Source organism: Dyella sp. C11 (genome assembly GCF_003121485.1).
Taxonomy (GTDB): Bacteria; Pseudomonadota; Gammaproteobacteria; order Xanthomonadales; family Rhodanobacteraceae; genus Dyella.
Map to the genome: position 1 here is coordinate 1 of NZ_QAVX01000033.1, position 25,073 is coordinate 25,073.

Annotated in this window: 25 protein-coding genes; 1 reads left to right on the forward strand and 24 read right to left on the reverse strand. The window is 64.1% G+C overall.

Features of this window, described 5'->3' with window-relative positions; all coding sequences use genetic code 11:
- Nucleotides 1-314 precede the first annotated feature (314 nt).
- The 12 genes from DK366_RS20385 to fliD form a co-directional block, all read right to left on the reverse strand.
- Nucleotides 315-1,499, reverse strand: a complete 1,185-nt coding sequence (locus DK366_RS20385; protein ID WP_109127398.1) for a flagellar hook-length control protein FliK — start codon at nt 1,497-1,499, stop codon at nt 315-317.
- Nucleotides 1,500-1,533: 34 nt separating this feature from the next.
- Nucleotides 1,534-1,968: a flagellar export protein FliJ gene (fliJ, locus tag DK366_RS20390; protein ID WP_109127399.1), complete on the reverse strand. Its 435-nt coding sequence runs from the start codon at nt 1,966-1,968 to the stop codon at nt 1,534-1,536.
- Nucleotides 1,965-3,329: a flagellar protein export ATPase FliI gene (fliI, locus tag DK366_RS20395; protein WP_109127400.1), complete on the reverse strand. Its 1,365-nt coding sequence runs from the start codon at nt 3,327-3,329 to the stop codon at nt 1,965-1,967. The genes fliJ and fliI overlap by 4 nt, the downstream gene beginning before the upstream one ends.
- Nucleotides 3,326-3,976 carry a flagellar assembly protein FliH gene (locus DK366_RS20400; RefSeq protein ID WP_109127401.1) on the reverse strand — a complete coding sequence of 217 codons (651 nt, stop codon included), beginning with the start codon at nt 3,974-3,976 and terminating at the stop codon, nt 3,326-3,328. Before DK366_RS20400 ends, fliI begins: the two co-directional genes overlap by 4 nt.
- Entirely contained in the window at nt 3,973-4,965 is a 993-nt protein-coding gene (gene fliG, locus DK366_RS20405; protein ID WP_198651643.1) for a flagellar motor switch protein FliG, read from the reverse strand. Before fliG ends, DK366_RS20400 begins: the two co-directional genes overlap by 4 nt.
- Before the next feature lie 63 nt (nt 4,966-5,028).
- The gene (gene fliF, locus DK366_RS20410) at nt 5,029-6,738 is read right to left on the reverse strand and encodes a flagellar basal-body MS-ring/collar protein FliF (RefSeq protein ID WP_109127403.1); all 1,710 of its coding nucleotides are present in this window, start codon (nt 6,736-6,738) and stop codon (nt 5,029-5,031) included.
- 47 nt (nt 6,739-6,785) lie between these two features.
- Nucleotides 6,786-7,115 (reverse strand): flagellar hook-basal body complex protein FliE, encoded by a 330-nt coding sequence (gene fliE, locus DK366_RS20415; RefSeq protein ID WP_109127404.1) that lies wholly within the window; start codon nt 7,113-7,115, stop codon nt 6,786-6,788.
- A gap of 254 nt (nt 7,116-7,369) precedes the next feature.
- Entirely contained in the window at nt 7,370-8,791 is a 1,422-nt protein-coding gene (locus tag DK366_RS20420) for a sigma-54-dependent Fis family transcriptional regulator (RefSeq protein ID WP_109127405.1), read from the reverse strand.
- Between the two features lie 361 nt (nt 8,792-9,152).
- Nucleotides 9,153-9,713: a PilZ domain-containing protein gene (locus tag DK366_RS20425; protein WP_109127406.1), complete on the reverse strand. Its 561-nt coding sequence runs from the start codon at nt 9,711-9,713 to the stop codon at nt 9,153-9,155.
- A gap of 76 nt (nt 9,714-9,789) precedes the next feature.
- Nucleotides 9,790-10,080, reverse strand: coding sequence for a flagellar protein FliT (locus DK366_RS20430; RefSeq protein WP_157956640.1), 291 nt, complete (start codon nt 10,078-10,080; stop codon nt 9,790-9,792).
- A 2-nt stretch (nt 10,081-10,082) separates the two neighbouring features.
- Nucleotides 10,083-10,511 carry a flagellar export chaperone FliS gene (gene fliS, locus DK366_RS20435; RefSeq protein ID WP_109127408.1) on the reverse strand — a complete coding sequence of 143 codons (429 nt, stop codon included), beginning with the start codon at nt 10,509-10,511 and terminating at the stop codon, nt 10,083-10,085.
- Between the two features lie 16 nt (nt 10,512-10,527).
- Nucleotides 10,528-11,850 (reverse strand): flagellar filament capping protein FliD, encoded by a 1,323-nt coding sequence (fliD, locus tag DK366_RS20440; RefSeq protein WP_232821136.1) that lies wholly within the window; start codon nt 11,848-11,850, stop codon nt 10,528-10,530.
- Between fliD and DK366_RS21650 the strand changes: the two genes are divergently transcribed.
- Nucleotides 11,840-12,073: a hypothetical protein gene (locus DK366_RS21650; RefSeq protein WP_232821137.1), complete on the forward strand. Its 234-nt coding sequence runs from the start codon at nt 11,840-11,842 to the stop codon at nt 12,071-12,073. The two genes, fliD and DK366_RS21650, sit on opposite strands and share 11 nt — an antisense overlap.
- Nucleotides 12,074-12,228: 155 nt before the next feature.
- Here DK366_RS21650 and DK366_RS20445 read toward each other — a convergent pair whose 3' ends face one another.
- The 12 genes from DK366_RS20445 to flgB form a co-directional block, all read right to left on the reverse strand.
- Entirely contained in the window at nt 12,229-13,746 is a 1,518-nt protein-coding gene (locus DK366_RS20445; RefSeq protein WP_109127410.1) for a flagellin, read from the reverse strand.
- Between the two features lie 289 nt (nt 13,747-14,035).
- Nucleotides 14,036-15,262 carry a flagellar hook-associated protein FlgL gene (gene flgL / locus DK366_RS20450; RefSeq protein ID WP_109127411.1) on the reverse strand — a complete coding sequence of 409 codons (1,227 nt, stop codon included), beginning with the start codon at nt 15,260-15,262 and terminating at the stop codon, nt 14,036-14,038.
- A 14-nt stretch (nt 15,263-15,276) separates the two neighbouring features.
- Nucleotides 15,277-17,151, reverse strand: a complete 1,875-nt coding sequence (gene flgK / locus DK366_RS20455) for a flagellar hook-associated protein FlgK (protein ID WP_109127412.1) — start codon at nt 17,149-17,151, stop codon at nt 15,277-15,279.
- 18 nt (nt 17,152-17,169) lie between these two features.
- Nucleotides 17,170-18,150, reverse strand: a complete 981-nt coding sequence (gene flgJ / locus DK366_RS20460) for a flagellar assembly peptidoglycan hydrolase FlgJ (protein ID WP_109127413.1) — start codon at nt 18,148-18,150, stop codon at nt 17,170-17,172.
- Nucleotides 18,150-19,295 carry a flagellar basal body P-ring protein FlgI gene (locus DK366_RS20465; RefSeq protein WP_232821138.1) on the reverse strand — a complete coding sequence of 382 codons (1,146 nt, stop codon included), beginning with the start codon at nt 19,293-19,295 and terminating at the stop codon, nt 18,150-18,152. Before DK366_RS20465 ends, flgJ begins: the two co-directional genes overlap by 1 nt.
- Before the next feature lie 20 nt (nt 19,296-19,315).
- The gene (gene flgH / locus DK366_RS20470; protein ID WP_109127414.1) at nt 19,316-19,999 is read right to left on the reverse strand and encodes a flagellar basal body L-ring protein FlgH; all 684 of its coding nucleotides are present in this window, start codon (nt 19,997-19,999) and stop codon (nt 19,316-19,318) included.
- 8 nt (nt 20,000-20,007) lie between these two features.
- On the reverse strand, nt 20,008-20,793 hold the full coding sequence (gene flgG / locus DK366_RS20475; RefSeq protein WP_109127415.1) for a flagellar basal-body rod protein FlgG: 786 nt from the start codon (nt 20,791-20,793) through the stop codon (nt 20,008-20,010).
- 26 nt (nt 20,794-20,819) lie between these two features.
- A complete protein-coding gene (gene flgF / locus DK366_RS20480) occupies nt 20,820-21,560 on the reverse strand; it encodes a flagellar basal-body rod protein FlgF (protein ID WP_109127416.1) in 741 nt (246 codons plus the stop codon).
- 13 nt (nt 21,561-21,573) lie between these two features.
- Nucleotides 21,574-22,791 carry a flagellar hook protein FlgE gene (gene flgE, locus DK366_RS20485; RefSeq protein WP_109127417.1) on the reverse strand — a complete coding sequence of 406 codons (1,218 nt, stop codon included), beginning with the start codon at nt 22,789-22,791 and terminating at the stop codon, nt 21,574-21,576.
- Nucleotides 22,792-22,827: 36 nt separating this feature from the next.
- Nucleotides 22,828-23,511, reverse strand: coding sequence for a flagellar hook capping FlgD N-terminal domain-containing protein (locus tag DK366_RS20490; RefSeq protein WP_109127418.1), 684 nt, complete (start codon nt 23,509-23,511; stop codon nt 22,828-22,830).
- 17 nt (nt 23,512-23,528) lie between these two features.
- On the reverse strand, nt 23,529-23,960 hold the full coding sequence (flgC, locus tag DK366_RS20495) for a flagellar basal body rod protein FlgC (RefSeq protein WP_109127419.1): 432 nt from the start codon (nt 23,958-23,960) through the stop codon (nt 23,529-23,531).
- Nucleotides 23,960-24,361 (reverse strand): flagellar basal body rod protein FlgB, encoded by a 402-nt coding sequence (gene flgB, locus DK366_RS20500; protein ID WP_109127420.1) that lies wholly within the window; start codon nt 24,359-24,361, stop codon nt 23,960-23,962. Before flgB ends, flgC begins: the two co-directional genes overlap by 1 nt.
- Nucleotides 24,362-25,073 lie beyond the last annotated feature (712 nt).

Consider the following 25,073-nt stretch of genomic DNA (forward strand, 5'->3'; position numbering starts at 1 on the left):
TTTCTTTGGGCAAGCAAAGAAAAGTGACCCGGCCTCCGGCAGGAGGTCGGAAGCCCGCGGCAGGCGAGCCAGGTTGCAGCGGTACTTCAACCGTGCAACAAAGCCAAAAGCAAAGTCACTGGATGACCGGCCCTTCGGCCGTTGAAAAGCGCCTCCCGCCTTCGCGGGAATGACGGTGAGGGAATGGGGACATCGTCGCCAGGATGGCGGTGAGGGATATAGAAACGGTATCGCGAGCACCCGCCCCTCACCCCAACCCTCTCCCCGGAGGGGAGAGGGAGCTGAAGGCGAAGAGCAAAAGCGACGGCGTCGCGTTACGCAAACATATCCACCAACCCCACCGCCTTCACCACCGGCGCCGCCACCGAAGCCAACGCCTCGACACCTTCCGCCAAGCCACTCTCACCACTCGACGAACCATTCCCCGACGACGACCCCCTCTGCGACGAGCCGCCACCCGTATTTCCCTGCCCCACCATCGCCTGTCCCAGCGACAGACCGTGGTGAGCCAGCATGGAATCGAGCTGGGTCAGTGTCTGCTGTACCGCGTGTACGGCCTGCGGATGTTGCGCGATGAAGGCCACGTCCACGTGGTCCTGCTTCACGCTCACCTTCACATCCAGCTCGCCCAGGTCTTCCGGGTGCAGGCGGATGCGGGCTTCCTTCACGTCCTGTCCGCCGAGCCACGTTACCTGCTGGCTCAACTCCTGCCCGAACGCCGGCGAGTCGACGGACGACTGCATCGTCAGCACGTGTGCGGCGGGCGTGGTCGTGTTCGTTGCGGGTGCCTGGGCCTGCTGGGCCGTGGCAGCAGCGCCGAGATTCTTAAGCGCCTCAAGCGCATCGTTGCCATCGTCTTTCCTGGTGGACGTGGTCAACGCCTGGAGCGCATTGCTGAAAGCGTCGCCCTTGGCGGCCTGCGCCGTGTCGGTAACCGTATCCGCACCGGCGGACGTGGCATCCACCGTGTCGTCGCCGTCATCGGCGCCCTGCCCGAGCATGGACAGGCTCTTGTCTTTGACGCCGTCCATGGCCTTGGTGAAATCGTCTGCATTCCCCGCCTTGGCCGCAGGCGCGGCCTGCATGGCGCCTAGCAGGGACACCGTGGCCGACGCTGCGCCTGAAGCGGCGGTCGTGGCGGCGGTGGTGGCATCGTCGCCGTCGTCGGAGACGGCGCTCGGTGCCGCCGATGCCGGCACGCTCTGGCCCAACAGGGCGAGCATGGCCGTGGTGGCATCCGGCGTGGACGTCGACGACGCATCGCTGCCGCTCTTGTGGTCGCGCTTGCCGCCCGACGACGAAGAAGCGTGCGAGCGCGACGATGCGTGCTTTGCCGTGGGCTTGCTCGTTTCCGATTGCTGCGCCGCCTGCTGGCGTGCCTGCTGCCACGGCTTGCTGAAATCGTGCGACGAGTCGTTCGACGAGCTTTGCGTCGATGAAGTGGACGACGTGCTCGCAACGGGCGTCGTGTTCACCACGGGGGCAAGGGACGGCGTCATGGGGCGATCTCCTGGAATGCGGTCTGGTTCGGGCTCACGAGAGGCCTCTCATCGGGCGCCGATGCTGCATGCGCTCGTCGATTTCTGCCTGCTCGCGACGCTCTTCGCTCTTTCGTTCCTGTTCGCGGTAGCGGTCGATCACGCTGCCGAGCGCCTGCTCGCGTGCGTGCGCTTCGCGCCACTGGTTGCGTACGCCGTCCAGGTAACGTTGCTGGCGCGCGACTTCATGGACCTGTTGCCCAATCACCTGGTCGATGCGCTCGACAAACTGGCGGCGGTTGAGCAGCGCGCTCACGCTGACCCCGCCTTCCGTTTCGGCGTACTCCGCGCGGTATTTGCGCAGTTCTTCGAGTTGCTGCTCGGCCTTGGCGAGCTTTTGCTGCTGCTCGGCCAGGCGTTGCATGGCGGTTTCCTGGCGCTCGTGCGCAAGGTCCACGGCGGGCTGCAAACGGTTCGCACGGGATGTCACGGCGTACCTCCGGCGGTGAGTGTCTCGAGCCCGCCGATGGCGGCGATCAGCGTGGTCGGGTCGTCCACTTCCTGCTGCAGGAAGTCGCGCAGGCGCGGCCACATGGCAATGGCGTGGTCCACCTGCGGGTCGGAACCTTTCTGGTAGGCGCCCACGGCGATCAGGTCGCGTTGCTGGCGATACGCCGAATACACCTGGCGAAAGCGCTGCGCGGCGCGCAAGTGTTCGCGCTTCACCACGGCGGGCATCACGCGGCTGATCGATGCCTCGATGTCGATGGCCGGATAATGGCCCGCTTCCGCCAGGTCACGCGACAGCACGATGTGACCGTCGAGAATGGCGCGCGAGGCGTCGGCAATAGGGTCGTGGCGATAGTCGTCGCCTTCGGTGAGCACGGTATAGAACGCGGTGATGGAGCCGCGCCCTTCCGCATCGTTGCCGGCGCGCTCGACCAGGGCGGGAAGCATGGCGAACACGGACGGCGGATAACCCTTGGTGGCCGGCGGCTCGCCAATGGCCAGCGCAATCTCACGCTGCGCCTGCGCGTAACGCGTAATGGAATCCATCAGCAACAGCACGCGCTGGCCGCGATCGCGGAACCATTCGGCAATCGCGGTGGCGTACTGCGCACCACGCAGTCGCTTGAGCGGCGGCGCATCGGCCGGCGCAGCGACAATGACGGAACGCGCGCGGCCTTCGGGGCCCAGCGTGTGTTCCACGAATTCCTTCACTTCGCGACCGCGCTCGCCGATCAGGCCCACCACCACCACGTCGGCATCGGTGTAGCGCGTCATCATGCCGAGCAGCGTGGATTTACCCACGCCGGAACCGGCGAACAGGCCAAGGCGCTGACCGCGCCCTACGGTAAGCAGTGAATTGATGGCACGCACGCCCGTATCCAGCGGCGTGTCGATGGGCTTGCGCGCCATCGGGTTGATCGGTTCGTTCTTGAGCAGCGCATGTTCGTCCGTATCGAGCGGACCCATGCCGTCAAGCGGTACGCCATCGGCGCCGATCACGCGACCCAGCAGCGCATTGCCCACGGGCAAGCCACCGGCATGCGCGCAAGGGCGCACGCGCGCGTTCGGCAGCACACCGTGCATTTCCGTTACCGGCATCAGCAACAGGCGTTCGTCGGCAAAGCCGACCACTTCGGTTTCCAGTTCGCTGCCATCGGCGGTGGTGACCAGGCAACGCGCGCCCAGCGGCGCTTCGCAACCTTCCGCTTCCAGCGTGAGGCCGACCACGCGACGCAGGCGGCCTTCGACGGTAAGCGTGCGTGCACCCACGGCGCGCGCGCGGCGACGGGCAAGACGCTCCTGCCACAAGGCCGTGCGCGAGGCCGTGGGTTGCGCGTTCATCCGCGTACCTCGTCGGCTTCTTCGTCGGATTCGCCACCTTCGGCGCCGAGCACGGCATCGACGACGGCAGCGAGCCGCGTCTCGATGCGGGCATCCAGGCGCGAACGTTCGTTTTCCAGCAGGCAGTCGCCGCGTTGCAGGCTGGTGTCCGGCAGCAACTGCCAGTGCGATTCCACCATGTCCAGCGAACGCAGCAGCGCGAGATCATCCGGATGCAGGCGCACGCGCAGGCTGCCCGTGGCGGATGGCAAGGCGAGTGCGGCCTGGCGCACGGATTCCACCACCAGATCCGGCGTGGTATGCAGCTCGTGCGAGATCACCTGGCGCGCCACCGTCATGGCAAGGCGCGTCAGCTCCAGCTCCACCAGTTCGTCCATGCTACGCAATGGGCGCGCCGCCGAATCCAGCAACGCGTCCAGCCGCTGCATGCGCGACTGCAATACTTCGCGTGCTTCGGCCATGCCCTGCGCGTGGCCGGCCGCGTAGCCTTCCTCGCGGGCCTGTTGTTCAAGTGCTTCGAGCTCGCGCACGGTCGGCTGCTGCACCTGTTCGGCGGGTGCAGGTTCCGGCGTGGCTGGCTCGCCCATCTCGGGCGGCAGCCAGCGCTGGAAAGCAAACACGTTGTCGCGGTTCATGGGCGAGTTCATGCGACCAGTTCGTCACCCGAGCCAGAGAGATTGATGGCGCCCGAATCGGCCAGCTTGCGCGCGATACCGAGCACTTCCTTCTGTGCCGCATCCACTTCGCTGAGACGAACCGGACCGGAAACTTCCAGGTCGTCGCGCAGCATGTCGGCGGCACGCTTGGACATGTTGGCGAAGATCTTTTCGCGCACGCCGGGTTCGGCACCCTTCAGTGCGGTCACGAGGCGCGCGGTAGGCACTTCGCGCAGCAGGGTCTGCATGCTGCGATCGTCCAGATCGCCCAGGTCTTCGAACACGAACATCAGTTCTTCGATGCGACCACTCAAACCCGAATCGTGGGTGCGGATGGCCGACATCAATTCGTTTTCGCGCGTGGTTTCCATCGCGTTGAGGATGGCCGCCGCTGCCTTCAGACCGCCCACGCTGGCCGACTTGAGCTTCTTGGTATTGCCGGAGAACTGGCGTTCCATGATCTCGTCCAGCTCGTTCAAGGCGTGCGGTTGCACGCCATCGAGCGTGGCGATGCGCATCACGGCGTCGCTGCGCACGCGCGGCGGCAGATAGCCGATCACTTCGGCCGCCTGATCCGGCTCCAGATGCGCCAGCACCAGCGCGATGATCTGCGGATGCTCCTGGCTGATCATCTCGGCAATGGCGCGGCTTTCCATCCACTTGAGCGATTCCAGGCCCTTGCTGCTGCGGCCGAGCAGAATGCGGTCGATGAGGCCGCCCGCCTTGTTCTCGCCCAGCGCGTTGACCAGGATCTTGCGGATGTATTCCTCGGTGCCGACGCCGAGCGACGTATGGCGCCCCATGTCCTCATTGAGGCGCGCGAGCACCAGTTCCACCTGTTCGCGCGTGACATTGGTGAGGCTGGCCATGGCCGTACCCACTGCCTGCACGTCGCGCGCACTGAGATGCTTCAGCACCTCGGCCGCGTCCTGCTCGCCCAGCGTGAGCAGGAGAATGGCCGCGCGCTGTGCGCCGTTGATTTGTGCTTCTGCCTTCATGATCCGTTCCACCCACTAAGCGCGCTGCACAGCGCGACGTCGCGATCAGCCGCCATCTTCGCCCACCCAGCTTCTGACCACTTGCGCCACCTGCTTGGGGTTTTCGCTCACCATGCGGCGCGCGCCACCAATACGTTGTTCGTACGCCAGCTGCGGCGGCACGCTGCCGCTGAGGCGCACCAGTTCGTCACCTTCGTCCTTGTCGTCCACGCGCACGGAAAGGGTCGGCATGTCTGGCGCTGATGCCAGCGCCAGTTCGCGACTGGGCGACGGACCGCGCGAGAGACCGCGCAGGAGCGGACGCAGCAGGCCGAACGCCACCAGCAGCGCAACCAGAATGCCGGCCGCCTGCTTGATCAGATCGAGCATGCCCGGACGTTCCCAGAAGGCTTGCGTGGGCGTGCCCACATCGGCGTTCGGGTCTTGATGGAACGGCTGGTTGATCACGCTGACGTTGTCGCCGCGTGTTTCGTTGTAACCCACGGCGTTGCGCGTGAGCGTGGTGAGGTGTTCCAATTCCTGCGGGGTGAACGGCACGCTCTTGGTGCCGCCCTTGTCGCCGGTCACGCTCTTGTTGTCCACCACCACAGCCACCGTGAGGCGCGCCAGGCGTCCCGCCGGGTCGCTGACATGACTGATCGTGCGATCGAGTTCGTAGTTGCGCGTGGCGCTGCTGGAGGTATCGCTGGGGCCTGCGGCCTGCGCGGTGCTGGCCGTCTGCTTGCCGTTCGCCGCCTTGCCTGCGTTCGGCTTGGCTGCGGTGGGCTGAGCCACGGTATTCGGCGGCTGGTTGCTCAGCGCGCCCGGCACCTGCGATTCGTTGTTGGCTTCGCCGGTGTGCTGCTCGCTGTTGGTCTGTTCGCTGCGCAGCGCGGGATGTTCGTGGTCGAACGTCTCGGTCGCCTTTTCGGTTTCACTGAAATCCAGATCCGCGTACACCTGCGCACGCACCTTGCCCGGCCCGACGATGGGCGTAAGCAGTTCTTCGATGCGCTGTGCGTAGGTGTTCTCGATGCGGGTGGCCAGGCGCAGGCGCGTGTCGCCGATGGCGCTGGCGCTGCCGGCATCCGTGGTGGTGAGCAACTGCCCTTGCTGATCGACCACCGACACCTGCTTGGGGTCGAGGTTGGGCACGCTGGACGCGACAAGGTGCACGATGGCCGCCACCTGGCTCGCATCCAGCTGGCGACCGGGATACAGCGTGACGAGCACCGACGCGCTCGCTTCCTTGTTGTCGCGAATGAAGGCGGAAGGCTTGGGCAAGGCCAGATGCACGCGCGCCGCGCGCACAGATTGCAGACCGGCAATGGTGCTGCCCAGGTCCGTTTCCAGCATCTGCTGATAACGCGTGCGCTCGGCGAGATCGCTCATGCCGAACGGTGAATCAGTGCCGGGCGCCTGCGTGGTAGCCGCACTGCCCTGCGGCAAACCCTGTGCCGCCAGCTTCAGGCGAACGGCAGCAAGATCCGATGCCGGCACCATGATGGACGTGCCATCGGCACCCAGCGTGTATGGCGTATTGGATGCCTGCAGTGCCTGCGTCACGGCAGCGGCATCTTTCTGTTCAAGGCCTGCGTACAGCAGGCCGTAGTTGGGGCCGCGGGACCACAGCACCACGGCAACACCAAGGGCAACCGCCGCAGCGACACCCACCAAGAGCAACAACTGTCGTGTTGCCGGCGTGCGCGCAAGCTGCTTGAGGTCCAGGCGAGAACCGGGCTTTTCGTCGGTGGTCGCGAGGGCGTTATCGGCCATGAAGACTGCTCTTGCTCGGGGGACGCGGAGTCGTCAAAAGAAACCGGTTAAACCGGCATGTTCATGATGTTGTTGTACGCGTCGACCAGTTTGTTTCTCACCTGGGTCAACGTGTTCAACGAAAGGTCGGCCTTGTTGATGGCCACCATGGTGCGACCCAGGTCGGCACCTTCATCACCGCGCTCGAAAGCAGCGGCCTGCGTGCCGGCGTCGGTCTGCGCATCGGCCACCGACGCGATGGATTTCTTCAGCAGGCTGGAGAAATCGGTCTGGCCGGAAGCAGAAGCGGCAGCGGTGAACGACTGTTCCACCGGCTTCGTCTGCAGCGAGAGCTGGCGCATTTGCGACAGCAGGTTGTTGACGTCGATCTGACTCATGACGGAATTCCAACGCGTGAAGAGTTATCGAAGGTGTAACTGCACAACGCGTGCCAGCACTTGAGAGACTCGTGAAGACGCTGTCCGTGCAGGCAGAAATCCGGCGTCTTCTTCAATGCGTACAACGTGATGCAGCTGATGACGACGATGCATGACGCTGGATTTCAACTATCGCGATAACGATGGAACGATGACCCTGCTGCAGGCGCGCCGGTGGTTTCACACTCCCCGTGACGGAGAGTCGACACCACGCGTTACGCCTGCATGCTCGGCTGCAGCCCGTACTTGCGCAGCTTTTCCACCAGCGTGGTGCGCTGCATGCGCAGCAGCTTGGCGGCATGGGCCACCACACCGCCGGTGACGTCGAGCGCCTGACGGATCAAGCCCACCTCGATGTCGGCCAGGTGATCCTTCAGGTCCAGGCCGCCCTCGGGCAGCATGACCAGTGCATCGCTGGACACGATGGCCATCGGCTCGGGCAGCACGGTGGAGTGGCCGGTCATCAGCGACAACAGCGCAGCGCCGCGCACTTCTTCCACCACCTGCTGGCCGCGGTATTTCTCCGGCAGATCGCTGACGCGCACTTCGCTGTGCGGATAAAGAATGGAAAGACGCTCGACCAGGTTGTACAGCTCGCGCACATTGCCCGGCCACGCGTAGTTGTGCAGCGCATTCATGGCACCGGCGCTGAAGCGCACGTTGCCCAGGCCACGACGCGACAGGCGGTGATTGAATTCCGACACCAGCTCCTGCAGGTCATCCAGGTGCTCGCGCAGCGCCGGCATTTCCAGGGGGAACACGCTGAGGCGGTAATAGAGGTCTTCACGGAACTGGCCGTTGTTGATGGCCTCTTCCAGGTTGCGGTGCGTGGCGGCGATGATGCGCACGTCGCAGCGCTGGGTGCGATTGCTGCCCACGCGTTCGAACACGCGCTCCTGCAGCACACGCAACAGCTTCACCTGCATCGGCAGGCTCATGTCGCCGATTTCGTCCAGGAACAGCGTGCCGCCCTCGGCCAGCTCGAAACGGCCTTTGCGCGTGCTGATGGCGCCGGTGAACGCGCCCTTCTCGTGGCCGAACAGTTCGCTTTCCAGCAGTTCAGCCGGAATGGCGCCGCAGTTGATGGCCACGAACGGCTTGTCGCGACGCGAGGAGCATTCGTGAATGCTGCGTGCCACCATTTCCTTGCCGGTGCCCGACTCGCCCAGCACCAGCACGCTGGAATCGAACGGTGCCACCTGACGGACTAATGCGTTAACACGACCCATCGGACCCGAGCTGCCTACCAGGCGAAGTTCCTGGCGACGCGGTGCCGGCGACTGCGAGCCACGCAGGGTCTCGGAAAGCTGGTCGTAGCGCAGCGGGAATTCGATGATGCCCACGCGGCCGTTGGCGGCGGCACCGTCGTTGCCCAGGCGCGAGAGCCATTCCGAGTCGGAGGCCATCAACACCATCGCCTGGTTCGAGGCCGTGCCCAGCTGCGAGAACTGGCGCTCGGCTTCGGCTTCGTCCCGCACGTTACCCACATACACGGCACGCCACGCGTGCGTCGTCTCATCGACCGCCTCGCATTCCTCGCCGCGCTGCGGGCGATAACCGAGAAACTCCAGCGCCGAAACGACCGACTCCGCCCTGCGGTGATCGGATTCGATCACCAGTACGTCGAACTTGCCCATGTGATGCTCTCGTGCGTGCTGCTTCATTGGTGACCCCCTGGATTGCACCTGCTCCCGTGACAACAATCCGTCGTCGTCCACGGGAGTGGTTGAGCAAGAAGAAGGCCAGCCCGTCACGGCTTTTCGTCGCGAGGCTTGCGGGGGTAGCTGCCGGTGAGCGTCACATTGCCTGAAGGGCGCGGGAAAGGTCCGCAAAGGTATGCCGTAGGCGACTGAATCAGCAGGAAAAAAATGCGACGAAGGAACGTGCGGGAAGGTGACCCTGTGCGACACCCTTTCGAGATGTGCGTCAAAGAACTTTCGTGTCGACTTTCCGTAGCGTGATAGCGATCACATTTGCTCTGTGAACCCAGTCCGCGCTCTACGAAGCGGTCAAACGACGCTCTGCCACTTTACGTCGATGATGACGAAAGACGAGTCGCTCAATCGCGTCACATGTGGCCTCGTCCAAAATGTCGAAGCCTACGAAAACGTGATCTGCATCACGCTCTTGCGCGTACTGGGCCACAAGTTCCAGAGGCAACGCAAGGCATCCGTCGAAGTGCAATCGCAGCAGGGCCCGTTGCTGTCCCACAGGCCAGAGCGACGTTGGCAATAACGCGCCAATCGCATTGAAGCTGACACGCTGACGCGGCGGCAGATCGGCATCGCGCTGCAGGAGGCGATCGAGCATCGCCATCATCACGTTGAGTTTGCCGTCCAGACGCTGGATTTCCTGCGTCATCGGGCTCTCTTCATCGGTCGATTCACTGCGACGCTCGCCGAAGGCCGCAAGTGTATTGAGCACGCTGAGATTGCGGTCGCGCATGGCTGCGCGTTGAAGATCACCGAGGGGTCCGGTCAGGGCCACGCACGCGGCGTGAAGGCCGTCGTCATAGGTCACCCGTTCCGAAAAGTCCTGCCAGGAGGCGGCGTCTTGCATGGTTCCCTCGATGATTCCTGGTTGCCGAAGCGGCAACCGTGAGGATTATGCGCGCATCCCGCGGCGTGCCGCCGGCTCAGTCGATGCCGGCGTTGAGATAGGCGCTGAGTGCGCGATGGCGATGCTGATGCTGGCCCAGGTCTTCGCCGAGGCGTTCGCGCTGACGGCTGGCCAGCGTGCGGACCTGCTCGGTATGAGCCAGCAGGGTCTGGAACAGGGAGAGCACGCCGGGCTGGTCCGTCGCAACGGCGGAAAGCTCGCGGGTACGGTCGTTTTCCAGCGACGCCACGGCGTCCCAATCACCCTCGCGGGCGGCGTTGAGCATGCGCTCGCTGAGTTGAAGCAGATGGGCGTGCGTCTCAGGCATGGTCATGCCGCCGCGCTGGGCGCCTGCTTTTGCGACGCAAGAAATTGATCACGGATCTGGCGCCACGCATCGCGCAGCGGCGTCAGCAGATCCACCACTTCGTCGATGGCACGCTCATCGTTGTTGAGCTGGGCGTGCAGCAGGCGACGGCTGGCATAGTCGTAAAGCGCATCGAGGCGCGCGGAAAGCTGGCCACCCTGCGTGTGATCGAGGGTGCCGCGCAGCTCGGTGATGATGGCGTGCGCCTTGCCGAAATGCGTGCCTTTCGCCGGTACGTCGCCGCGACGAATCGCGCCGCGCGCCTGGTTGATGCGATCGATCACGCCATCGAACAGCATGCTGGTCAGCTGGTGGCGGTCGGCACCTTCCACGCTGCCACGCGCGTTGGTTTCCTGATACAGCGCGCTCGCGCGCGAGTAGCCGTAGGTCATGGTCCCTTCTCCGCCGTCAGTTCTTGCTGTTCGAGTTGCTCAACTGCTCGAGCGCGGTGGTGAGATACGTGCTGGTGTTGTTGAGCGAGGACATCAGCGTGTCCAGGTTCGTGTACTGCTGCTGCAACTGCGTCTGGTACGTGGACATGCGGGCATCCAGCGCGGTCTGCTGCTGGCTCAGCTGCGTCAACGTGTTGTTGAGGCTGTCCATGCGCGTGCTGATGATGCCGCCGCTCTGCGTGTACGCCGTGATCGCCGTATTGAGGTTCGTCGCGTAACCGTTGGTACCGTTGAACAGGTTCTGCACGGCCGATGGGTTGCTCTGCAGCGCGCTGGAAAGCTTGTCCGTGTCCAGCGCCAGCGTGCCATCGGCATTGCGCGTGATGCCCAGGTTGGCCAGCGTGCCGATGCTGTTGCCCTTCACCGAATTGCTGAGCACCGACGCGATGGACCGCTGCACGGAAGTGAGCGTGGTATCGCCCAGCAGCACGCCAGCCGAACCGGAGCTGGTGTCGTAGCTCGACAGCGACGTCACCGTGCTCGCGTAGCTGTTGTACGCGTCCACCAGGCCCTGGATGGCGTTGGTGGCGGCGGTGCTGTCCTGCGCAACGGTGAGCGTGTTGGTGCCCGTGCCCGTAAGGTTCAGCGTCACGCCGTCCATCATGCCGGTGACGGTGTTGGTGGCGCTCGTCACCGGAATGTCGTCGATGGTGAGCTTGGCGTCCTGCGCCTCGTTGTTGCCTGGCGTGTTGAGCGTGTTGGCCAGCGCGGTCAGGCCGTCGCTGCTGGTCGCGTTGGCGCTGATGGTGAACGCATTGGCCACGCCCGTCTTGCTCGAACTCAGCATCAGCTGCTGGCCGTTCGTGCCGTTGACGATGGTGGCCGTCACACCCGGATTCTGGGTGGAATTGTTGATCGCGGTGGCGATGGTCGATAGCGTGTCGGTGGCCGACACGGCGAGGTTCATCGTAGTAGAACCCACCGTGATGTTCAGCGTGCCCTGCCCCACGGCCGTGCCGGAGGCAATTGCATTGCTCGCGCGCTTCTGCGCCGTGGCGAGCTGGCTGACATTGATCGTGTACGAGCCGGCATGCGCGCTCGACATGGTCGTTGCCGTGCCGATGCTCGAGCTGCTGCCCTGCGGCGTCAGCGTGGAAGTGAAGCTGTTGAACGTGCTTGCCGAGGTGAGCGTGGCGAGCGCCGTCTGGATGCCGCCCAGCGCGGAATTGAGCGAGGAAAGGCCCGTCAGCAGATTATTGGTCTGCGTGGTGCGCGTGGTGAACTGATCCTGCGAGGCCGCCTTGCGCGCATTCACCAGCGCCGTGACGATGGAACTCACGTCCAGGCCAGAGCCGATGCCCGCGGCGCTGAGCGTGCCGCTGCCGCTGGTCGAGGAACTGCTGGAGCTCGACGAGGAGCTGCTGGATGAGCTGGAGGAAGAGCTGCTGCCGCTCGTGGCGTTGTTCAACGCCGTGAGCAGGGAGCTCAGGCCGCTGGTGCTGCTCGTGCTGCTGGTGGTCATCGCACTACCTTGTCCGTTTCCCGAAGTTGTTCCGCCGTAGCGGAATATCTCGAGCCCCCGGCAAAACGCTCACGCATGAGCGTTTTGCCGGAAGCTCCCGAAACACTCGGCGGGCCGCGAGGGGCAACCCGCCGGGTGGTAAAGCCGGCCGAGGTGGACGCGACCCGGGAGAGTCGCGTCCTGGCCTCATGGCCGTTACTGCAAGAGCTTGAGAACCTGCTGCGGGTTCGAGTTGGCCTGCGAAAGCACCGAGATACCTGCCTGCTGGAGCACCTGCGCCTTGCTGAGGTTGGCCGTCTCGGCCGCGAAGTCCGCGTCCTGGATGGTCGACTGCGAAGCCTGCAGGTTGGTGGTCTGAGCGGCCACCGTGGAGATCGTCGACTGGAAGCGGTTCTGCACCGCACCCAGCTGGGCAGCGAAGTCGCTGACCGTCTTCAGCGCCACGTCGACGCGGGAGATCAGGTCGTTGGCATCGTCCACCGTCGACACGCTGCCGTTGGCGAGCGAACCGCCGGTGGCTGCTGCCGTGCCCTGGGTGTAGGTCGCGTTCGTGCTGGCATCGGTCGCAGCCGTGGTGATCACCGAGCCGGCATTGCCGGTGGTGGCACTGTTGGAGTCGTCGATGGTCAGCGCGCTGCTGGAGTAGAAGTTGATGCCGTTGCCGTTGCCGTTCACCGCAGCGCTGACGCCGGTGATGCCGGCCGCGTTGATGGCGTCGGACAGGTCCTGCAGGCTCTTCACGCCCGACAGGTCGACGGAGGTGCCGTTGATCTTCAGCGTTTCCTTCGACAGGTCCGGGGCGGGCGAGCCGGTGGTGGCCGCGGCGCCGTTGGTCGTCACCGGGGTGCCCATGGCTGCGGAGGCGCCGTCACCCGTGATGACCGGCGCAGTGGCCGAAGCACCCGTCGCGGTCGTGGCGATGGTCAGCTTGCCCGTCGAGTCGGCGGACACCGTGTACTTGCCAGCGGCTGCCGAGTTCAACTGGTTCTGGACGTCGGTGACCAACGCGCCGGAGTTGGCGTAGCTGGACTGCAGCGTGACGTCGTTGCCGTCAACCGACAGAGTGTCGTCCGTGCCGGTGGTGTAGGTCAGCGAAGCAGCAGTGCTACCCACGGCGGTGCCGGCCGTGGCTGCCGTACCCGTACCCGTAGAGGTAGCAAACAGGCTGGAGATATCGCCCGTCGACACTTCAGCCACCTGGCCCATGGCGCTCGACTTCACGCTGGTGCCCAGGCTCACCGAGATGGTCTGGCCGACGTCGGCACCGATCTGGAAGCTCTTGGTCTTCATGGAGCCGTCCAGCACGTTCGAACCGTTGAACGTGGTCTGGTTGGCGATACGGGTGATTTCCGCCAGGCGCTGCTGCACTTCCTGGTCGATCGAGGAACGGTCAGCGTCGGTGTACGTACCGTTGGCCGACTGCACGGCCAGGTCGCGGATGGCCTGCAGGTTGGCAGTGACCTGGTCCAGCGCCGAGCCAGCGGTCTGCGCCAGGTTGATGGCGTCCGAAGCGTTGGAGCTGGCCTGGTTCAGGCCGCCGATCTGCGTGGTGTAGCGCTGGGAGATCGCGAAGCCCGCGGCGTTGTCGGCGGCGCTGTTGATCTTCAGGCCCGACGACAGACGCTGCGTGGCCTGGGACAGGGCGCTCTGCGACTTGGTCAGGTTGTTCTGCGCGTTCAGCGACGAGATGTTGGTATTGATAACGAGAGACATGGAATTTCTCCTACGTAACCGGTGACCGGTTGGATTGGCTTTGTTCGTGCCGGCGACCAGGCTCCGTTCGTGGGATGCCATCCGCCTCAGTGAACTTTTCGGCCCCATTCGGGATTACTTGAGCCGCTTTTGCCACCAATCCGTGATGCAGCTCACTGGTCAAGCTCTTGCGAACCCTGCCAGCCACCGCAATACGCCGTTCACCGCTTCGTGGAACCTCCTCTCGTCATCGAAACTTCTTGCCCGCGAATCACGCGCGCGGATGTTCACCGCGCGCAGGAAACAACGCTTACTTCAGGTAATTGAACAGGCTCATCGACTTCACCTGCGCAAACATCTGCTGCGACGCCTGCAATGCCGTCTGCTGCAGCGACAGGTTGCTGATCGCGGTATACGCATCGGCGCCCTGCACGTCGGACAACGCGCCTTGATACGTCACGTTGAGATCCGAATACGCGCCCTGCTGCTGTTGCAGGGTGTCCAGTCGACCGCCGATGGAAACCTGCACCGAGCTGATCGCCGACTGCGTCTGGTCGATCGACTCGATCTGCCGGCTCATCTGGTTGGTGAGCTGCGTATCGCTGGTGCCACTTTGCAGCGCGTTGATCATGTTGTTCAGCGTGCTGAAAACGTCCTGCTGGCCACCCGTGCTCACCGACACCGTGTCGCCTGCAGCGGGTGTGCCGCTCATGGCAATCGTCATGCCGTTGAAGCTGATGGAGCCGCCGTCGGTATACGTGCCGCCCACCGGGTTGCCGCTGCTGTCGAGCACGGCGTTGCCGTTGGCGTCCGTCGCTGTCCATGTACCGCCGGTACCAAAGGTGATGTTGTAGCCACCACCGCTGGAAGCCTTGGTGCTGTTCCACGTGCCAAGGTCGGTCACGCTGTTGCTGCCCACCACCAGCGTGCCCGTATTGGCGCCACCGGCACTGGCTTCAAACGAGCCGTTGCCCGTGGGAATGTTCATGAACAGGCCCGAGCCCGGATCGCTGGTCGCCACCTGCAAGCCCGAGCCTACGGACGAACGCTGCTGCGAGTCGTTGCCGCCGTAGCTCACGGCGCTGTTAGCGCCCATCTGGAACGGTGTGGTGGTGGTGCTGGTACCGGCGAACAGCGCGTTGCCGTTGCTGTCGGTCGTATTGGCCAGCTGCAAGATCTGGTCGCGGATCTGGGTGAGCTGGCTGGCGATGCTCTGGCGGTCGCTGTCCGACAACGTGCCGTTCACCGCCTGCAACGCGAGCGTACGCGCATTGTCGAGCGCGCTGTTCACCGACGTGAGCGTGCTGGCCTCGGTGTTGAGGCGCGTGGTCGCCGAATCGATGGTGCTCGAATACTGCGCGTTCGACGCGATGACGTGGTTGAGGCTCACGATCTGACCGGCACCGGCCGGATCGTCGGATGCCACGTTGATGCGATTGCCCGTCGACACCTGGTTCTGCGTCGTGGCCAGCGCACTCTGCTGGCTGATCATGGTGTTGAGCGATTGCTGGTACATCCAGCTCGTGGAAAGACGCATGACGTGTTGTCCTCTTAACCCTGCATCGCGGTAATCAGGCTGCTGAAAAGCGTCTGCGCGGTGGAAATTACCTGCGCCGAGGCTTGATATGCCTGCTGGAACTTGACCATGTTGGCGGCCTCTTCATCGAGGTTCACGCCCGACACGCTCTGCTGTGCGGACATGGCCTGGTTGTAAAGGCTGGTCTGCGTGGTGAGGTTGGTGGACGCGTTGCTGCCCACCGTGCCGATGGTGGTGGTGAGCGTGCCGTAGGCATCCACGATCGACTGCGTACCACCGTTCAACACCTTGGCATCGGCCAGTCCGGCCAGGGCCAGTGCATTGCTGGTGTCGTTCAAGCCGTTGCTGTTCGCGCCGATGGCGAAGCTGTCACCCGAAGCCGGCGTGCCCGTTGGCGTCACGCTCCAGCCGTTCGCGCTGATGGTCTGGCCTGCGGTATAGCTGCCGCTGGCGAGCACGTTGCCGGAGCTGTCCGTCACCTGATAGCTGCTGCCCGAAGGGAAGCTGAGCGTGGCGCCGCTGAGCAAGGCGGTATTCGTCGGATCGGTGACCGTCACGCTGCTGATGCTGCCGGTGCCGGTATTGGCCTTCGCCGCCGTGGCGTTCAACGCTGCCGCTGCAGCGATGCCGTTGGGATCGGTCATGGTCAGTGCCAGACCGTTGGCGGCCTGTCGCGTGGGCTGGATCTGGAAGCTGTCACCCGCCTGCGCCGTACCCGAGAGGGAAAGCGTCATGCCGTCGGCGGAATACGTGCCGTCCGGGTTGGCGGTCATGGCCACGTTCTGGCCCGCGGTGGTCTTCATGCTCCAGTTGCTGCCGTCGTAGCTCAGCACATAGTCCGAGCCGGTGAGCTGCGACACGTTGCTGATGCTCGCCGACACGCTGGCGCTGCCCTTGTTGAGATTGCTTGGCAAGACGGCGGGCGACGGCACGCTGAACATCGCACCACCCTGGTTGCCATTCAGATCCAGGCCCTTCGCCTGCTGGCCGTTGACGCTGCTGGCCAGCGCCACGGCCGCCTGGCCCAGCTGGTTCTGCACGCCATCCAGCACATTGCTGCGATAGTCGAGCAACGCACCCAGCGTGCCGCCACTGATCTGGCCGCTGATGACGGTGCCGGTGCTGTCGAGCACTTCCGTGCGCGTCGCGTCGTATTGGTTGTTGGCGGTCTGCAGCGCGAACGACTTGTCGCCACTCACCAGCGCCTGGCCGCTGGAGGCATACACGCTGATGCTGCCGTCGCTCTCGGTATAGGCGGAAATGCCCATGTAGCCCGACAGCGTCTGCACCAGGTTGTCGCGCTGGTCGAGCAGGTCGTTGGGCACGTTGTTGCCCGCCGCATGAATCTGCGCGTTGACGTTGGCGAGGTTGCTCGCCACGTTGTTGATGCTGTTGACGGTGGTGCTGATCTGCGAATTCACCTGGCTCTGCTGCGCGGTGAACTGCTGCGCCAGGGTGTTGAACGTGGTCACCAGCTGGCCGGCGTTACCCAGCAGCGACTGGCGGCTGGATGCTACGCCCGGCGTGTTCGCCACCGTGCTGAAGGAGCCGTAGAAATTGTCCAGCGCGGTCTGCAGGTTGCCGCTGGCACTCAGCGAGCTGTTCAGCGTGGTCGCCAGGTTGTTGTACGTGGTGGCGCGCTGCATGCTGGAGTTGGATGACCACAACGCCTGGGTAAGAAAATCGCTGTAGGCGCGCTGCACCGACTGCACGTTCACGCCGCTGCCAATGGTGTAGTTGCCACCGGTGGCGCTGATGGCCTCGGTCTGCGACACCGTCTGACGGCTATAACCCGTCGTATTGACGTTGCTGATGTTGTTGCCGACGGTGGTCAGCGCCACCTGTGCGGCGTTGAGACCTGATGCGCCGATGCTGAGAAGGTTAGACATGTGTCATTCCGGGGCGGTTTACTCGGAGGGATTCGGCGTATTGCCAGTTTTCTTGAGAACACCCTCGCCGATAGCGTCGAGTGCTTCACGCATCTGGGGGCTGTTGGCAATCGCAATAATTTTTTGCGCGTACGACGGGTCGGTGGCGTAACCGCCATTCACCAGGCCCTTGGCGAAGCCCACCACGTCTTCGCCGTGGTTGAGCGCCTTGGCATAGCGCGGGTTGTCGGAAATCAGCTGGGCGTAGTCGTCGAACGACTGGCCCGGGTTGTCATAGGAACGGAACTGCGCGCGGCGATGCACCGCGACACCATCTTCGAATTCCAGCGTGGGCACACTGACCTTTTCGCCGCCCCAGCCGCTGCCCGCCTTCATGCCGAACAGGTTGTTGCTGGTATCTCCGTTGGAGTGCGAAGGCAGATGCTTGCCCCACTGCGTTTCCAATGCGGCCTGGGCCAGCACGGCCCGCACCGACACGCCAAGTTTCTCGGCAGCTTTTTGCGCATAGGGCGCCAGCTGCTTCACGAAATCCTCGGCATCGGCAGGCAATAGCTTGAGCACCTTCTCGCCCGCGCCGCGCGCCGCATTCGCCACCGAGTTCAGGCGCTTCTGCCAGCTGTCGTCACTGGTCGCCGAAGCGGCAGCGTTGCTGTTGGTGGAGGCCGCATCGCCCGAACCGCCGAGCGCGCCGCCAAGCTGCTTCATCAACATCTGCGCAATGCCGATGCCGTTGCCACCCTGCGAGAGCTGCACCGACAACTGCTGGTCGAACATGTCGCGCCACTGGTTGCCGGCTTCGCTGTCGAACAAACCATCGCCGCTGCTCGCATCGCGCATCGATTTCAGCATCATCTGCGTGAAGATCGACTCGAACTGCTTGGCCACCGCCGGCAGCGCCGCCTTGGCGTCGCTCTGCGCGGTCTGGCGCAGTGCCGCAAACCCGGACAGGTCGGTCCAGGTATTGAGGCTTTTGGTCGCGTCGCCAGGCAGCACGGCCATCAGATCACCACCAGCTCCGCATGGAGCGCACCGGCCTGCTTGAGTGCCTGCAGGATGGAAATGAGATCGCTGGGCGAGGCACCGACCTGGTTCACCGCGCGAACGATGGTGTCGAGGTTGGTGCCCGGGCCGAACTTGAACATGTGGCCGCCGTCTTCGCTGACCTGCACGTCGCTCTGCGGCACCACCACCGTCTGCCCCTTGCTGAAGGGACCCGGCTGCGACACCTGCGGATTCTCGGAAATGGTGACCTGAATGGAGCCATGCGCCACGGCGGCCGGCGTCACGCGCACTTCCTGCCCGATCACCACCGTGCCGGTGCGCGAGTTGACCACTACGCGCGCCGGCGCATCGCCGGGCGTGACATCAATGGCCTGGATCGCACCCAGCCACGCCACGCGCTGACTCGGGTCCTGCGGACCGCGCACGCTCACCGTACCGCCATCGACTGCGCTGGCCGTACCCGCGCCGTACGTGCGGTTCACTGCTTCGGCAATGCGCGTGGCCGTGGTGAAGTCGGCCGTATTGAGGTTGAGCATGAGGTCGCCGCCATTGGAGAACGACGACGCCACGGCGCGCTCGACCGTCGCGCCATTGGGCACGCGACCGCTCGCGGAAATATTCACCTGCACGCTTGAGCCACTCTTGCCCGATGCGCTGATGCCACCGACCACCACGCTGCCTTGCGCCATGGCGTAGACGTTGCCGTCCGCACCGCGCAGCGGCGTCATCAGCAACTCACCGCCGCGAATGCTTTTGGCGTTACCAATGGAAGCAACAGTGACGTCGATCAGCTGACCTGGCTTGGCGAACGGCGGCAACTGCGCGGTGATCGTCACGGCCGCGGCATTCTTCAACTGCGGACGCACATTCGCCGGCACGGTGATGCCGAACTGCACCAGCATGTTTTCCAGGCTCTGCGTGGTGAACGGCGCCTGCGTGGTCTGGTCACCGCTGCCATCCAGACCCACCACCAGGCCGTAACCGATCAACTGGTTGCTGCGCACGCCACCGACCTGGGCGAGGTCACGGATCTTGTCGGCGTGCAGCGGCTGATTCACCGAGAAGCACGCACATAGCACGATGGCCACGGCGCGCAACGCGGCGGTGGCCCGATCGTAGGCGCGGACCACGCCGCGACGCATGAAGAGGTGATGGATGTTCATCAGTACGGCATCCACTTGGAACTGAAGAAGCGCGACAGCCAGCCCTGCGTATTCGCATCGGCCAGTGCACCCTTGCCGGTGTAGCCAATCTGCGCGTCGGCCACGCGCGTGGACGGCACGCTGTTGTCCTGCAGGATGTCCTGCGGGCGCACGATGCCGGAAATCCGGATCTGTTCCTGGCCCTGGTTGATGGTGACCATCTTCTCGCCGCGTACCAGCAGGTTGCCGTTGGACAGGCGCTGCGCCACCGTCACCGTGATCGCGCCGGAGAGCTGGTTGCTCTGGCTGCTGTCGCCGCTGCCGTCGAACGCGCGATTGCCGCTGAGGCTGGTGTCCGCCGTCTGGCCAGCCACCTTCAGCGTATGACCGAGAATGCTCGGTGCCGCGATGGTGCTGGTGTCCTTCTTGCTGGTGTTGGTGGTCGCCTTCTTCGACGCCTGCGTGCTTTCCACCAGCGTGATGGTGAGGATGTCGCCCACGCGGTGCGCGCGTGCATCGTTGAACAGCTCCATGCCCTGGTCGGCGTGATAGATCGAGCCGTCCGTCGGCGGTGGCGCCACCTGTTCCGCGGGCATGGTGGCCGCCCACTGGTGATCGTCGTGCACCGGCTGCATGCCGCAACCGGACAGCGCGGCAAGCGCCAGCACGAGGCCAATACGAGGAAGGGAACGGAAGGACGACATGGCAGTTCTCACATCTTGTCGGTCAGGTCTTGCAGCATCTGGTCGGTGCTGCTGATCGCCTTGGAATTCATTTCGTAGGTGCGCTGCGTCTCGATCATGTTGACCATCTCGGCCACCACGTTGACGTTCGACGATTCCAGCGAACCCTGCATCAGCGAACCCATGCCGTTGAGCGCAGGCTGGCCGGTTTGTGGCGCACCGCTGGACGCGGTTTCCACGTAAAGGTTCTGTCCCGTCGGCTGCAGGCCGGCCGGGTTGATGAAGTCGGCCAGCTGCAAGGTACCCAGCGTTTGCGGCGTGGCACTGGAATTGGTGGTGGCAGACACGGTGCCGTCGTTGCCGATGGTGATGCTCTGCACGTTGGCCGGCAGCGTGATGGCAGGTTCCAGCGGATACCCGTCTGCCGTCACCAGCTGGCCGTTCGGATCGGTGTGCAGCGAACCGTCGCGCGTATACGCCACGGTGCCGTCGGGCATGCTCACCTGCAGGAAGCCGCGGCCCTGGATGGCCACGTCCAGCGAGTTGCCGGTCTGCGTGATGCTGCCTTCAGTGAAGAGCTTTTCGTTGGCGACCACTTTCACACCGGTACCCAGCATCAGGCCCGAGGGCGACACGGTCTGCTCGGTGGTCTGCCCGCCCGGCTGGCCCTTGTTCTGGTACATCAAGTCCTGGAACGAGGCGCGCGAGCTCTTGAACGCCGTGGTGTTGGCGTTGGCAAGGTTGTTGGAGATCACGTCCATGCGCGTCTGCTGCGCGTCAAGGCCGGTCTTGGCAATCCACAGGGAAGAAAACATCGGTCACTCCATGAAAAATGTCAGGCTTAGCTGGCCTGCAGCAGCTTGAGGCTGGAATCGGCGTTGTCCTCGGAGGTCTTGATGGACTTCACCTGCATGTCGTACTGGCGCGACAACGCGATCATCTTCACCAGCTCTGCCGAAGGATTGACGTTGCTGCCTTCGAGCTGGCCCGAAGCGATGGTGACGTTGTCGTCGATGTCGGCCGTGCCGCCATCGTTCAAATGCATCAGGCCATCCGCGCCCTGCGACATCTGCGCGGTATCGGGATTGACCAGCTTGATGCGATCGATCTGCGAAACGGAGTTGGGTCCCTGCCCCTGCGGCACCGTGGAAATGGTGCCGTCGGCGCCGACGCTGATGTCGGTCGCCGGCGGGATGTTGATGGGACCCGAACCGCCCATCACCGGATTGCCGCGCGAGTCGGTCAGCCCACCGTCGGCGGTGAGCTGAAGATCGCCTGCGCGCGTATACGCTTCCGAACCGTCCGCCGCCTGCACGGCGATGAAACCCGGGCCGCGCACGGAAATGTCCAGCGAGCGCCCGGTGTTGATCGTCGAGCCCTGCGTGTTGCTCTGGCCAATGCCCTGCGCCACCGCGTTGATGCGCGCGGGCTGGCCCTGGCCAAGCACCGGCACGCTCTGGAACGCGGAGAGCTCGCTCTTGAAGCCGACCGTGGACGTGTTGGCCAAGTTGTGGCTCACCGCGTCCTGGGCGCGCATGATCTGCGTCGCCCCGGTCATCGCTACGTAGACGGAACGGTCCATTCGCTAACGCCTGTTAGCGCGAAACAGCGTTGAACAGCGAAGAGGCCAGCGTGTTGTCGGTCGACAGCACCTGCGCGTTGGCCTGGTAGTTGCGCTGCGCCTGGATCATGTCCACCAGCTGCGACGTGGTGTCCGCCGTGTTGGAGCTTTCCAGCTGGCCCGATTCAATGCTGCCGAATTCGCCCGCGCTCGCCGTACCCATAGTGGCCGGGCCCGAATCGCTGCTCGCTGCCCACGTGGTGTTGCCCAGCTGGCGAAGACCCTGCACGTTGGCGAAGTTGGCAACCGCCACCTGGCCGATCTGCGTGCTCTGGTTGTTCGAGTAGGTCGCGGTGATCACGCCCTTCTCGTCGATGTCGATGCCCGTGAGCGAACCCGCCTCGAAGCCGTTCTGGATGATGGGGCTGGCCGAGTAGTCGGTGCCGTATTGCGTGACGTTGGTGACGCCGAGCGACAGGGTGAGTGGCGAGGAACCGTTGCCGAGGTTCACCGGGTTGAAGGCCAGCGTGCCGGTGGTGGGCGTGGTGAGCTTGCCGGTGCTGTCGAACGTCATCGCCTGCGTGCCGGCGCTCTGGCCGTCCACGTAAAGGTTGGCATCCCACGTGTTGGTGCCGGTCTTCACGTAGTAGACCGTCGCCTGGTGCGAGCCGCCCTGCGAGTCATACACGGTCACCGGAGCGGCAGCGTTGTAGCTGGTGGAATCGGTGGTGCTGAACGCATTGGTCGGCACGGTGGCGCTGGCCGGCAGGTTGGACGACAGCGTGATGGACGACGTGGCCGTGGCGCTGCTCTGCGCGGCCTGCCAGCTGAAGTTGGTCAGCGTGCTCATGTCGAAGCCGCCGTTGCCATTGGGCGGATAGATCTGCAGCTTGGAACCATCCGGCGTGGTCACGAAGCCGTTGGAGTTCTTCTCGAAATCACCGGCACGCGTGTACTGCACGCCGTTGCCGTTGTTCACGGCGAAGAAGCCGTTGCCGTTGATGGCCAGATCCAGGCTGTTGCCGGTGGTCTGCAGGTCGCCCTGGTTGAACTGCTGTGCCACGTCGGTCAGCGTGACGCCGCTGCCCACCGCGGTGGAATTGAGGTTGAGGCCAGTCACCGCAAAGATGTCCGCGAACTCCGCGCGCGAACCCTTGAAGCCGGGGGTGTTGGCGTTGGCGATGTTGTTGGCGATGACGTTGAGATCGGACTGGGCAGCGTTGATGCCGCTGAGCGCCGTATTAAGTGCCATGTTCGGTTCCTCGTGATGAGAGCGACGCGCAATGCGTCAGAGAATCTGTGCCACCTGGCTGAGCGACACGCCGCCCACGCCCGATACCTGCAAATACGTGCCAAGCGTGCTGCCGCCGTAACCCACGCCCGTCACCGTGCCGGCGACATACGTGTCAAGCGATGCGCTGCCGCTTGAGGCCTGCAGCGAATACGTGCCGGCGGGCATGGCGTTGCCGTTGTCGTCCGTGCCATCCCAGCTGAACTGGGCAAGGCCTGCGCTCTGCGAACCGAGCGCGATGTTGCGCACCACGTTGCCGCTGCTGTCGAGCACCTGCACCGTGACGTTGCCGGCGTTGGCGACATTCACCGCGCCCTTCACTGCATCGGTGCCGTCGTACGTTGCGGAACTCGCCGGTACCAGCACCTGGCGATTCACCAGATTCGACGAGCTGAGCACCTGCGAGGTCTGCATGGCCGTGCTCACGTTGCTGCTCAGCGAGTTGAGGTCGGTGTCGAGCTGCTGCGTGGCCGACAACTGGCTGAATTGCGCCATCTGCGAAACGAACTGCGAGTTGTCCACCGGATTGGTGGGGTCCTGCGCCTGCAACTGGGCCGTCATCAGCTTGAGGAAATCGGCCTGCGTCATCGTGCTCGACAGCGCCGAGTTCACGCTCGACGAAGTGCTCGATGTGCTGCTGGTGCCGCTGGTATTGGTGGTCGTGCTGGGAATCGTGGACACGTTGGTTTCCTCCCGGCTTACTTGCCGAGGTCGAGGGTCTTGATCATCAACTGCTTGGTGGTGTTCATCGCTTCGACGTTGTTCTGGTACGAACGTGACGCGGTGATCATGTTCACCAGCTCGTCGATGGGATTGACGTTGCTGCCGTAGACGTAGCCGTCGGCATCGGCCATGGGATTGCCCGGCTCGTACTGCGCCTTCACGTCGGCCTGGCTTTCCGTCACACCCTTCACCTGCACGCCGACACTGCTGTCGCCATCGGCGTTCTTCGCACCGCCCACCGCCTTCTGCACGGCGGCGAACAAGGGTTCCTTCGCGTGATACGCGCCTTCGGGCGTGCTCGACACGCTGTCGGCATTGGCAAGGTTGCTGGCCACGGTATTGAGCCGCAGCGACTGCGCTGCCATGCCCGAACCGGCGACATCGAAAATCTTGAACATCGAAGACATCAGCTCTGGCCTCCGGTGATGGCCGTGCGCAACATGTGGATCTGCGCCGTGATGAACGAAAGGCTCGCCTGGTAATGCACGCCGTTGGCGGCAAAGTTCGCCTGCTCAACCTGCGTGTCGACGGTGTTGCCATCCATCGATGGCTGCGTGGGCGTGCGATACGCCAGCTTCTGCGCCGACTGCGCCTGCGGATCGATCTGCCCCGGCTGCGTGATGTTCATCGCCAGCGTGTTGCTGGTGCCGCTGGCACTGGCCAAGGCCTTCTTGAAATCGACATCGCGCGCGAGATATCCCGGCGTGTCGGCATTCGCCAGATTGCTTGCCAGCACCTCGCTACGCTTCTGCCACGTATCGAGTGCCTGCGTGTGCAAACCGAACAGACTGTCGTTGATCGAACTCATCGCTCACTCCTGCGGCGGGGGCCGCGGGACGGTTTGAGCAATTTGCGTGCCACGATGTTAAGGATGGCTGCAAACCCGCATGGGAGCTGGGTTTGTTGGTTTTCCGGCGGAGCGTTCGGGAGGGGATTTTTACGCCATGTCGGAAAGTCGACGCGGTGGATGGCGGGTTTCCTGACGGGGTTGTTTCGGCTGATGCGTGCGCGCTTCTTTCTCCCCCTCCCCTCCGGGGAGAGGGCTGGGGTGAGGAGTCACCCCGCGAAAACCTTTCCTATCTCTGTAGGAGCGCACCTTGTGCGCGACAAGCCGACGGAGCGGTAACGACGAGACGCCGCGGTCGCGCACAAGGTGCGCTCCTACAGGGGAAACGCGACGGTATCGATCAAGGCACCGCTTCGAGCCTTGGTGTTGCTCTTGCCCTGGCTTTTGCCCTGGCTTTTGCCTTGGCTCTTGCCTTGGGGCCCCGTATGACAGCGGCGTGCGGGGGAAGGAATAGCCCGCAGGGTGGCTCGCAGGGAGGCGAGCCAGTTTGTCGTCAGGGCAGGATGCCCTGTCGACAAACCCCGCAACCCGCACGCGGACCTGGAGGCCGGAGGCCGGAAGGCGCGTCATCCGGGGTGCCCTTTCTTTTGGTTACTTTTCTTTGGGCAAGCAAAGAAAAGTGACCCGGCCTCCGGCAGGAGGTCGGAAGCCCGCGGCAGGCGAGCCAGGTTGC

Coding starts and splice junctions, on each gene's coding strand:
- DK366_RS20385 (WP_109127398.1), bottom strand. CDS start 1,499: ATGACGCCGTCCCTTGCCCCCGTGGTGAACACGACGCCCGTTGCGAGC.
- flgC (WP_109127419.1), bottom strand. CDS start 23,960: ATGTCTTCGATGTTCAAGATTTTCGATGTCGCCGGTTCGGGCATGGCA.
- DK366_RS20445 (WP_109127410.1), bottom strand. CDS start 13,746: ATGTCTCTCGTTATCAATACCAACATCTCGTCGCTGAACGCGCAGAAC.
- flgG (WP_109127415.1), bottom strand. CDS start 20,793: ATGTTTTCTTCCCTGTGGATTGCCAAGACCGGCCTTGACGCGCAGCAG.
- flgL (WP_109127411.1), bottom strand. CDS start 15,262: ATGCGTCTTTCCACGAGCTGGATGTACCAGCAATCGCTCAACACCATG.
- DK366_RS20430 (WP_157956640.1), bottom strand. CDS start 10,080: ATGCCTGAGACGCACGCCCATCTGCTTCAACTCAGCGAGCGCATGCTC.
- DK366_RS20425 (WP_109127406.1), bottom strand. CDS start 9,713: ATGCAAGACGCCGCCTCCTGGCAGGACTTTTCGGAACGGGTGACCTAT.
- flgE (WP_109127417.1), bottom strand. CDS start 22,791: ATGGCACTTAATACGGCGCTCAGCGGCATCAACGCTGCCCAGTCCGAT.
- flgH (WP_109127414.1), bottom strand. CDS start 19,999: ATGTCGTCCTTCCGTTCCCTTCCTCGTATTGGCCTCGTGCTGGCGCTT.
- fliE (WP_109127404.1), bottom strand. CDS start 7,115: ATGAGTCAGATCGACGTCAACAACCTGCTGTCGCAAATGCGCCAGCTC.
- flgK (WP_109127412.1), bottom strand. CDS start 17,151: ATGTCTAACCTTCTCAGCATCGGCGCATCAGGTCTCAACGCCGCACAG.
- flgB (WP_109127420.1), bottom strand. CDS start 24,361: ATGAGTTCGATCAACGACAGTCTGTTCGGTTTGCACACGCAGGCACTC.
- fliI (WP_109127400.1), bottom strand. CDS start 3,329: ATGAACGCGCAACCCACGGCCTCGCGCACGGCCTTGTGGCAGGAGCGT.
- fliF (WP_109127403.1), bottom strand. CDS start 6,738: ATGGCCGATAACGCCCTCGCGACCACCGACGAAAAGCCCGGTTCTCGC.
- DK366_RS21650 (WP_232821137.1), top strand. CDS start 11,840: ATGGAACTCACGTCCAGGCCAGAGCCGATGCCCGCGGCGCTGAGCGTG.
- DK366_RS20400 (WP_109127401.1), bottom strand. CDS start 3,976: ATGAACTCGCCCATGAACCGCGACAACGTGTTTGCTTTCCAGCGCTGG.
- DK366_RS20420 (WP_109127405.1), bottom strand. CDS start 8,791: ATGGGCAAGTTCGACGTACTGGTGATCGAATCCGATCACCGCAGGGCG.
- flgJ (WP_109127413.1), bottom strand. CDS start 18,150: ATGGCCGTGCTGCCTGGCGACGCGACCAAAAGCCTCAATACCTGGACC.
- flgF (WP_109127416.1), bottom strand. CDS start 21,560: ATGGACCGTTCCGTCTACGTAGCGATGACCGGGGCGACGCAGATCATG.
- fliS (WP_109127408.1), bottom strand. CDS start 10,511: ATGACCTACGGCTACTCGCGCGCGAGCGCGCTGTATCAGGAAACCAAC.
- DK366_RS20465 (WP_232821138.1), bottom strand. CDS start 19,295: ATGCGTCGCGGCGTGGTCCGCGCCTACGATCGGGCCACCGCCGCGTTG.